Source organism: Achromobacter sp. UBA5777, from assembly GCF_002418565.1.
GTDB classification, from domain to species: Bacteria; Pseudomonadota; Gammaproteobacteria; order Burkholderiales; family Burkholderiaceae_B; genus Achromobacter; species Achromobacter animicus.
Genome location: NZ_DIEJ01000216.1, coordinates 1 through 9,275, shown reverse-complemented (window position 1 = coordinate 9,275; position 9,275 = coordinate 1). Strand labels below are relative to the sequence as shown.

Genomic DNA, 9,275 nt, shown 5'->3' with positions numbered 1-9,275 from the left:
CGGCGCTGACGGCCGCCCCCGCCGCCTTGGCGCTGATGCTCGGCGCCACACCGATCACGTAATCCGACGACAGCGCCATGCCCTGCCCCGCGATCGCGATGGCCATGGCGCCGGCCAGCGGCGGCAGCCCGGCCGCGATGGCGGCCGGCAACAGGATGGCGGACACCAGCGGCACGGCGGGCGTGGGCCAGAAGAACAGCGAGATCACATAAGTACAGAGGGCGATGATCACGAACGACGAATGCCCGCCCCGCATGACCCGGCGAAATGGCTGGACCATGCGCACGTCGGCCTGCAGCGTCTTCAGGGAATTGAGAAGCGCCGTCATGAACGTGATGACGAGAAAGATGTTGAAGAGCTCTTTGGCGGCGACGAAGCTGGCCGAAAAGATGCCGATCAGTCCGCTGATCGGATTGCCCGTGATCGCCAGCACGACCAGGAACGTACCGATGACGGAAGGCACCACGACATTGGCGCGCAGGATCATCGTCAGGATGATGGCGGCCACACTGATCAGGTAAATCCAATGAGCGGCAGTGAGCACGACGTCGGATTGCATGCGCTATTCCCCTTGTATGCGTGGCTGTTGGGTCGCCACACTCGGTATACTATATTTCGTTCTAAGCCATACCAATCGAAATATGCGCCGCCTAGGGAAACCGATAGTGCCGGTTTCGGGCTGATTTTTAGCTGAAAAACAAGGGTTTACCCGAGTTTTAGAGGAATTTTCGATCAGCATCCAGATTCATCGATAGACTATCGTATACATAAATTGCAAAGTCCTCAGGCATGTTGTCTTCCCTGGAATTCCCCGATCTGTGGCACTACGCGGCCATGGCGGCTGTTGTCTTCGGCGCGGCCGTCGCGCAAGGCGTGGGCGGTGTGGGGTTTGCGATGTTTGCCGCGCCGGTCGCGGCCATGTTCTTCCCGCAATTGGCGCCGGGCCCGCTCCTGACCCTGGGCGGCTTCATCTCGCTCTTGACCGCCCTGCGCGAGCGCGCCGCGATCGATTGGCCCGCCGTCTCCTACGCCCTGGCCGGGCGCGCCGTCGGCACCCTGATCGCGATCTACGCCATGGCGCGCTTTGCGCCGCAAGCGCTGGGCGTGCTCTTTGCCTGCATGATCCTGGCCGCCGTTGCGCTCAGCGTGGCAGGGCTGAAGTTCTCGGCCACGCCGGGACGGGTGTCCGGCGCGGGCGTGGCCTCCGGGATCATGGGCACGATGACGTCGGTGGGCGCCCCGCCCATCGCCATCGTGCTGCAGCACGCCGCGCCGCCGCGGCTGCGCGCCACGCTGGGCATGGTGCTCTTTCTGGGATCCATTTTTTCGCTCGCCATGCTGGCGCTGGCCAAGCGCTATACGGGTTACCACGCCGGGCTGGCGCTCAGTCTGGCGCCGTTTCTGCTGGCCGGATTCGCCGTCTCCAGCCGGTTGCGCACCCTGCTGCCTCCCCGCGCGGTGCGCGGCGTGCTGCTCGTGGCCTGCGCCATGGGCGCGGTGGGCGTGCTGGTGAAGTCATTCTGGGTGCACTGATGCGGCAAACCGCCAGCGACGGCCGGCTACACCCGGTAATACAATGCCGACTATATCCATTACGCCAAACCTGCTCGCCATGACAACCTCCCCCGTCAGCCCGCAAGCCGTCGAGACGCAGCATTCGTCCCCGCTGAAGATCGGCGAGCAGCACCCGCAGTTGTTTGCCGTCATCCGCGACAAGCTGCGCGAACGCATCCTGAGCGGCGAATTCACGCCGGGCGACCGCCTGGTGGAAGGGCGCCTGTCCGAAGAAATGGGTGTATCCCGCATCCCGGTGCGCGAGGCGTTGCGCGCGCTGGCGGCCGAAGGCCTGGTCACCATCGAGCCGCGCCGCGGGGCGTCCGTGTCGGTGCTGTCGGATGCCGTGGCCTACGACATGGTGGAAGTGCGCGCCACGCTGGAAGGCCTGAACGCCAAGCTGGCGGCGCAGCGCCGCGACGAAAAGACGGTGGAGCGCCTGCAGGCTTTTCTGCGTGAAGGCACGGAAGCCGCGCGCGATGAGAAGCTGGACAAGTTCCTGGCGCTCAATTCGCAGTTCCATGAAATGCTGGCCACGATCGGCGGCAACGTGGTGCTGACCGACCTGATGCGCTCGCTGCGCGATCGCACCGCCCTGCTGTTCGCGCCCAGCAACATGCGCCGCGCCAAGCAGAACTGGGACGAGCATTCGCAGATCCTGAACGCCGTCATCGCGGGCAACGGCGATCTGGCGGCACTGCTGGCCAGCCAGCACGTGCATAACGCGGCCAAGGCCTACACCGAGGCGCAACAGCCGCCGCAGCAGGCGTCGGTGGCCTGAGCGCCGGCAGCCGCGCAGTGGCCAGCGGCGGTTCGACCCGCCGCACCCGCATCGGCTTTTGCCACCGAGTCATCGGGCCTCGGGCGTCGGGCATCAGCCATCAAACATCCGGCAACCCGTATCCGGAGACGGGCATCAGGTCGTGGCCGTCTCCACCGCGCCCGGCGCCGCGCCGACCACGATCCCCTTGCCGTTCTGCACCACCCACGACACCTTCACGTCGCCATTCACAAACGTCTGGCAGGCCATGCGGTAGCCGGCCTCGAAGTCTTCCGGCCGCAGGTGCTTGCGCTCCTTCGGCTTGATGGCGTCGGTGTTTTCCAGCCCCTCTTCGATCCGGCACTTGCAGGTGCCGCACAGGCCGCCCCCGCACTTGAACGGGATGCCGCCCTTTTCCTTGAGCGATACGCGCAACAGGTTGCTGTTTTCCGGCGCGGTGGCGACCAGGCCGCCGTTGGATAGGAACGTGATCTGGACCATATATTCAGTGCTCCGCGGCGCGCGCGCCGGACCGCAGCGTCAGCGTCGACGCCATGCTGCCAAAACGCGTCAGGTGCGCCAGCTCCTTGCGGGCCGCGTCCACCGACGAGAACTTCTCCAGAAACTTGGACGGCACGTGGTTGACCACGTAGGGCGGCGTTTCCTCGGTGACCACCAGCTTGATCTCGCGCTCCAGGCGGGCGATGCTGAACACCGCCAGCGCGCGCCCGTAGAACGTGTAGTCATAGGTCTCGATGATGTCCGCCCCCTCGCCCGCCTCGGTGCGGAAGATGCCGGGCTTGGAGGTCAGGATCACATAGGTCGAATCCTGCGCCATCATGCCTCCACGTCCTGCGACAGCTCGATGTCGCTGTTCAGCCAGAGCTGGCATGCCAGCCGGTAGCCCTGCTCGACGCGCTCGCCCAGCTGCTTCTTTTCCTTCCAGTTCACCGGCGGCAGATGCTCTGCCCCGGCGATGATGCGGCACGCGCACTTGGCGCACTTGCCCATGCCGCATTCGTAGCGCAGATGCGGAAACGGAAACTGCTTGATGCCGGCCCGCACCACCAGGTTGGTGTTGTCCTTCACCACGTCGGTGTAGGTCTGGCCGCCTTTATGAAACACAACGGTAGGCATGAGGTCTTCGTCCAGGTTCTGCGGTGCGGCCACCACCCGGCCGGGCAGGGCGGCCGGGCGGGTACGCGCGATCAGGCGGCAAGGCCCAGTTCGGGCAGCTTGATCTCGTCCTGCACGTAGTCGGTATAGAGCGCCGTGGTGTACAGCAGCCGCATCTGCGCGCCGATTTCGCAGATCTTCAGGCAGCGCTGCTGCAGGTCTACCGTGTTGGCGTGCTCCAGCACGATCTGGTAGCCGCGTTCGCCGTGGATCTCGTCGGACACGATGTGCAGGTCGAAGAACTCCACTTCCTCGTCGGTGAAGCCGTACTTCTCGCGCAGGGTCGGCGTCTGCTTGCGGTAGATGGAGGGCACCTGCGATTCCAGGCCCACCACCAGCCCGGCCACTGCGACGATCGGATCCTCGCGCATGGCCACGGCATAACACCAGCTTTGCAGCGCGCGCGTCGTAGGCGACATGTTGTCCGGATTGGTGACCCGTTCGCGGGTGGTGCCGCAGGCTTCGGCAAAGCGGATCAGCAGGTCGGTGTGGCGGTCGCCGCCGATTTCCTCTTCGTACATATTGGCCAGCAGGAAATCCTTGGCCTCGGTGTAGGTGTCCGGCGTGCGGGCGTACAGGTAGCCCAGGTAGTCGGCGAAGGGGCCGACATAGTGATAGTGGTTTTCGGCCCAGCGCGACAGATGCTCGCGGCTCAGCTTGCCTTCGGCCCAGGCGATCGAAAAGGGCGACGCGTTTGCGCTCTTGCCCTTGATCGCGTTTTCCAGCGCCGTGCGGAATTCATCTCGGTTCATCAGTTCTGCCATGACTCGCTCCAGGTCCAGTGGGAGTAATTCCAGGCCTGTGTCAGCCCGGGCATGATGAACATTGTATACCGTCTACTGTTTTGGACCGCTAGGGCAATCCCGAGGTTCTAGGCTTAAAGAGGGACAGCTTCAATCAGATCAAGCACTTACCGTACACGAGGGGGATTGGACCGAAGTGCGCCGCAGGCGTACAATGAATACAATTTCAACGCAATACGGAAATACCATGAACAACCGCCACCCGCTGGGCGACGCCCCGATCGGTCAACAACTGCTCACTCACTACGCTCGCCGCGACGCCGTGCGCCACGCCACGCCGCTGTTCCCGTCATCCTGGGCCGAATTGCTGGCCCCGTTCCGCAACGCGCGTCTGCAACCGCTACGCGCAGCCGCACCCGCAGCACGCGCGCAACGCGACGACACGGTCTGCCAAGCTGGCTGAAGGAAAAGCCTGGGACTGAACGTCCTGGCTTGAAAAGGCCGGGGTGAGACACTCCTGCCTGACCGCCCGGGCGCCTTCCCGGACGAGCGCGGCGCCCGCGCTGTTGGTCCCGCTATTGGTCCCGCTGTTGGCCCGTCAGCGCCGTGCGCGCAGACTGACCTGCATCCGGGCGTTCTGCTGCGCCGCGTTCCGCTGACGCCGGGCGTTGCCGCCGGCAAGCACCAGCACAATCGCAAAGCCTACGGTGTAGGCCAGCACGTCCCACCAATCCGGCACGCTGCCGAACACCACGCGCAGCACCGGCTGCTCGATGCGCCAACCAAAGTGCCGCGCCAGGTATTGGCCCAGTTCGACCGCATACCCCGTGAACAGCGCCGCCAGGGCCAGCGGCAGCACGCCCGCTCGAACAAAGCTGCGGTACAGCAGATAAGCCCAGCCCACCGCCACCACATCCCCCACGAATCCACGCAGGAAGGGGTAAGGCGCGCCCAGAGTGGCAATCAGCGCCAGCACGGCGGTCACGGCAAGCAGGGCGGCGAACGCGCGCCCGTTGAAAGTCAAAGTCATTGAATCAGCAAACGTAAATAGTGAAACAGGGAGGGCGCGGCTGCGTTCGCGGCGGCTCTGCACCGCTGCCCGGATCCACGCAAGAATCCGCACAAGCAGCGTCGCAACGCCCGCGCCCCGGCCGGTAACAAGGCCAGCGCGCAGGTTACCGGAAAAGCGCGGGCCGCCCTCCTCGGCCGCCTGCCTTGGGCGTACCATTGAGCGACCCCGACCCAGCCCAGAACGGGCGCGATCCTCGCGTCCGGCCACGTTCCCATGCTGCAGCCCGTTTCGGCTTCGACCGATCTGCCGGCGGCCCCTCCGGCCGCGCCCGCGCCTGTCCTGCAGGTCAGCACGCTCTCCCCTCTCGCCTTCCCCGCCTTTCGCGTCATCTGGATCGCCAACCTGTTTGCCAACCTGGGCACCTGGGCGCAATCGGTGGCCGCCGCGTGGGTCATCACCACGGAGCAGAGCAGTCCGCTGATGGTCGCGATGATCCAGGTGGCGGCGGCGTTTCCGCTGGTCGCCCTGTCGATCCTGACCGGGGTGCTGGCCGACAACCACGACCGGCGCCGCGTCATGCTTGCAGGCATGCTGCTGGAGCTGGCGGGCGGCGTCTTCATCACCATCCTCGCCTTCGCCGGGCTGTTGCACCCCATCACGCTGATTGCATCCGTGTTCTGCATCGCCATCGGCAGCGCGATCGTCACGCCCGCGTGGCAGGCTGCCGTGGGCGAACAGGTGCCGCGCGAGCACGTCGGCAGCGCCGTGCTGCTGAACAGCGTCAACTTCAACGTGGCGCGGGCGGTGGGGCCGGCCATCGGCGGCCTGCTGCTGGGCGCGTTGGGCACGTCCTGGGTCTTTCTGCTGAACTGTTTCTGCTACGCCGGGCTGATCTGGGCGATCTGGCGCTGGAAGCGCGACCTGCCCGTGCGCCGCCTGCCGCCCGAAGGCCTCTTTGAAGGCGTGGTCGCCGCGCTGCGCTACACGCAGCATTCGACGGTGACGCGCGTGGTGATGCTGCGCTCGTTCGCCTTCGGCCTGTCGGCCAGCGCGCTATGGGCGCTGTTGCCGCTCTTGGCGCACGAGCACGAAAGCGGCAGCGCGCTGTTGTACGGCTACATGCTTGGCGCGCTGGGCGTGGGCGCCATCCTGGGCAGCGTGCTGGTGCGCCGGGCGCGCGCGGCGTGGGGATCCGGCGGTCTGATCAGCGTGGCCGCAGCGCTCCTGGCCGCCTGTCTGCTGGCGCTGGGCCTCACCGATACGCTGTGGGTCGCGTTTCCGGCGCTGCTGCTGTCGGGCGGCTGCTGGATCGGCGTGCTGGCCACCTACAACACAACCGTCCAGCTGTTGGTCCCGGACTGGGTGAAGGCGCGCGCGCTGGCGCTGTATCAGACCGCGATCTTCGGCGGCCTGGCGGCGGGCTCGTTCATGTGGGGCCACTTCGCGGGCACGATGGGCGTGGCCGGCGCGCTGTCGGCAGCCGGCATCGTGCTGGGCGTGACCGTGGCGCTGCTGTATCGCTCTCGTCTGCCGGAACAGGTGGACGCGCGGTCGCTGACGCGCGCCGACGACACCGAACCGGCCATGGCCGCCGCCGGCTTCAACACGCAGCGCGGCGCGGTGCTGGTTGCCGTCGAATACCTGGTCAACCCGGACAACCTTGCCGCGCTGATCCACGCCGCCCGGCCGCTTCGCCTCTTGCGGCTGCGCAATGGCGCGCAGCAGTGGCAGCTGTTCCGCGACCTGGAGCGCGAGGGCGTCTGGCGCGAGGTCTTTCTGGTGGAAAGCTGGATGCAGTACCTGCGGATGATCGACCGCATGACGCTGGCCGACAAGATGGTGCTGGACGAGGTGCGCGCCTTGCACGCGGGCGACAAGCCGCCGGTGGTGTCGCGCAACGTCAGCTACCTGGCCATGAACGAGGCGCAGGGTTTCTCGCTGCGCCGCGCCCCCGATTCCCGATGACGCGCGAGGCCCGACCATGCTTACCTCTCTATGGCGCAACTGGCGGACCTGGCGGCGTGGCGGGTCGCAGCTTGACGTCATCCTGTCCAATGCCGACCCTCAAGCCCCGCTGGCCGAACGGAATCTGTGGCTGGTCGACCTTGGCCGCTGGCTGAACCGTCCGGACGGCGAGCCGGCACACGAAGAGGGGCGCGACCCGCGCCACGCCCGCCTGCGCTACCTGCTGCAGGTGCTGGAACGCAATCCCGCCGTTGCGGCCCGCACGGCGGCCACGCTGCGCTCGGTGCTGGCGGACAACGACCCCACCGCCCTCCTGTGCGATACCGGCGTGGCGTCTCGTCCCGGCTTCTGGGGCGAGTTCTGGCGCCGCATCGTGGCGTGGATGTTGCCGCCGACCGTCAATCAGGGCGATATGTCGGGGCTCTTCACGCTGCTGTTTCGCCGCGCCGGTGACGCGCAATGGATCGCGTCGCTGGACGACGAGACGCTGGCGCGCGTGCGCGCGCTGCTGCGTCTGAAAGAGGACGACCCGGCAAAAGAAACCGATGCGTGGTCAGCCCCCACGCCCGACGCGCTTGCCCGGCGGCTGGACCAGGCGCTGATCAGCAGCATGCAGGTGCTCGTCAGCCAGGTGCGCGCCGTCGGACTCAGCCAGGATATCCGCTCCCGTGTGCCGGGCCGCGTCGAAGAATCGCCGTTCTTCGCGCTGGAGGGCACCGCGGCAGAACTCTTCGACAGCACGCCGGACACGCCGCGCGAGGTGGTGGGCCAGCGCCTGAACGTGCTGCGCGCCTTGCTGGACGACTGCCGCGCGGCCGGGGACGCCGTCTACGAAGAGCTCAAGCGCAATGGCGTCGCGGTCGACGTGGTCTACCAGATCGAGTGCATGAAGCTGCGCCTGGCGCGCATCGAGCTGCTGCTGGGCGTGTGGATCGACCCCACGCAACGCCACCGGTACGCGCACCTGATGGCCGAGCTGATCCGGTGCACACTGGCCCGCAGCAGCATCCGGCATCTGGCGGCGTCGTCGCTCTTTCAGTTGGCGCGCCGCGTGATGGACCGCAGCGCCGAGACCGGCGAACACTACATCGCCCGCGACACGCTCGAATACATGGACATGCTGAAGGCGTCCATGGGCGGCGGCTTCGTGGTGGCGTTCACGGTGTACGTCAAGTTCATCATCACGTCTGCCCACCTGGACAAATGGGTGGAAGGCCTGCTGAACGCGCTGAACTACGCCGGCAGTTTTCTCGTGATCCAGTTCGCGCATTTCACACTTGCCACCAAGCAGCCGGCCATGACGGGACCGGCGCTGGCCCGCCGGCTGGACGCGGCCTACTCGCCCGAAGGACGCGAGGCGTTCGTCGACGACACGCTGGCGATGCTGCGTTCGAACGCCGCCGCGATTGCGGGCAACCTGGCCGTGGTGTTTCCGCTGGCCTGGGCGATTCAGTGGTTGGCCATGCGGTTTTTGGAACAGCCTTTAATCGATGCCGACAAGGCGCAAGACACGCTGCAATCGTTGTCATTCTGGGGACCGACGCCGCTGTATGCCGCAGTGACCGGCGCGTTGATCTGGGTGTCCAGCCTGATCGCCGGCTGGGCCGACAACTGGTTCGCGCTGCATCGCGTGCACGACGTGATGGCGTACGGCCGGCGCACCCGCTACCTGCTCGGCGCGCGCGGCGCCGTTCGGTGGGCGGGCTTCTGGCGGCGCAACGTTTCGCAGATCGCCGCCAACGTCTCGCTGGGACTGATGCTGGGCCTGCTGCCGGCCCTTGTCAGCGCGCTGGGATCGACCCTGGAGGTCCGCCACGTGTCGCTCAGCGCCGGCCAGATCGCGGCCGCGATTGCGACGCTGGGCTGGGAGCTCGTGTATACGGAGGTGTTCTGGCTGGCCGTGGCGGGCACGATGGCGACGGGCGCGCTCAACGTCATCGTCAGTTTTGCGCTGGCCTTCAACGTGGCGCTGGCGTCGCGCGACATGCGCCGCGACGATCGCGTGTCGCTGACCGCCGGGGTGCGCCCGCCCGCCCCCGCGGCGCCCGGGGGCCGGGTGCCTTCC

At 66.7% G+C, this 9,275-nt stretch carries 10 protein-coding genes and 1 pseudogene; 5 read left to right on the top strand and 6 right to left on the bottom strand.

Annotation, left to right across the window (positions count from 1 at the left end):
- Nucleotides 1–559 (bottom strand): annotated as a pseudogene (locus B3446_RS17880) (hypothetical protein); the annotation flags it as partial.
- Between the two features lie 230 nt (nucleotides 560–789).
- On the opposite strand from B3446_RS17880, the gene B3446_RS17875 reads away from it, so the two are divergent.
- Nucleotides 790–1,533 (top strand): sulfite exporter TauE/SafE family protein, encoded by a 744-nt coding sequence (locus B3446_RS17875; RefSeq protein ID WP_191576426.1) that lies wholly within the window; start codon nucleotides 790–792, stop codon nucleotides 1,531–1,533.
- A 79-nt stretch (nucleotides 1,534–1,612) separates the two neighbouring features.
- Nucleotides 1,613–2,335: a GntR family transcriptional regulator gene (locus B3446_RS17870; RefSeq protein ID WP_105237069.1), complete on the top strand. Its 723-nt coding sequence runs from the start codon at nucleotides 1,613–1,615 to the stop codon at nucleotides 2,333–2,335.
- Between the two features lie 135 nt (nucleotides 2,336–2,470).
- Here B3446_RS17870 and B3446_RS17865 read toward each other — a convergent pair whose 3' ends face one another.
- The 4 genes from B3446_RS17865 to B3446_RS17850 form a co-directional block, all read right to left on the bottom strand.
- Nucleotides 2,471–2,815: a 2Fe-2S iron-sulfur cluster-binding protein gene (locus tag B3446_RS17865; protein ID WP_191576425.1), complete on the bottom strand. Its 345-nt coding sequence runs from the start codon at nucleotides 2,813–2,815 to the stop codon at nucleotides 2,471–2,473.
- Nucleotides 2,816–2,819: 4 nt separating this feature from the next.
- Nucleotides 2,820–3,155: a ferredoxin gene (locus tag B3446_RS17860; protein WP_191576424.1), complete on the bottom strand. Its 336-nt coding sequence runs from the start codon at nucleotides 3,153–3,155 to the stop codon at nucleotides 2,820–2,822.
- Nucleotides 3,152–3,451 (bottom strand): 2Fe-2S iron-sulfur cluster-binding protein, encoded by a 300-nt coding sequence (locus tag B3446_RS17855; protein ID WP_191576423.1) that lies wholly within the window; start codon nucleotides 3,449–3,451, stop codon nucleotides 3,152–3,154. Before B3446_RS17855 ends, B3446_RS17860 begins: the two co-directional genes overlap by 4 nt.
- 71 nt (nucleotides 3,452–3,522) lie before the next feature.
- Nucleotides 3,523–4,254, bottom strand: a complete 732-nt coding sequence (locus B3446_RS17850) for a TenA family transcriptional regulator (RefSeq protein WP_056319353.1) — start codon at nucleotides 4,252–4,254, stop codon at nucleotides 3,523–3,525.
- Nucleotides 4,255–4,480: 226 nt separating this feature from the next.
- Here B3446_RS17850 and B3446_RS17845 point away from each other — a divergent pair, with 226 nt between their 5' ends.
- Complete coding sequence (locus tag B3446_RS17845) at nucleotides 4,481–4,696, top strand: hypothetical protein (RefSeq protein WP_291383825.1); 216 nt, start codon at nucleotides 4,481–4,483, stop codon at nucleotides 4,694–4,696.
- A 135-nt stretch (nucleotides 4,697–4,831) separates the two neighbouring features.
- Here the strand turns inward: B3446_RS17845 and B3446_RS17840 are convergent, their stop codons facing one another.
- Complete coding sequence (locus tag B3446_RS17840) at nucleotides 4,832–5,263, bottom strand: DUF2809 domain-containing protein (protein WP_191576421.1); 432 nt, start codon at nucleotides 5,261–5,263, stop codon at nucleotides 4,832–4,834.
- A gap of 255 nt (nucleotides 5,264–5,518) precedes the next feature.
- Here B3446_RS17840 and B3446_RS17835 point away from each other — a divergent pair, with 255 nt between their 5' ends.
- Nucleotides 5,519–7,210, top strand: a complete 1,692-nt coding sequence (locus B3446_RS17835; RefSeq protein ID WP_291383824.1) for an MFS transporter — start codon at nucleotides 5,519–5,521, stop codon at nucleotides 7,208–7,210.
- A gap of 16 nt (nucleotides 7,211–7,226) precedes the next feature.
- Nucleotides 7,227–9,275 (top strand): site-specific recombinase (locus B3446_RS17830; RefSeq protein ID WP_291383823.1); only part of this gene is annotated, 2,049 nt, incomplete at its 3' end.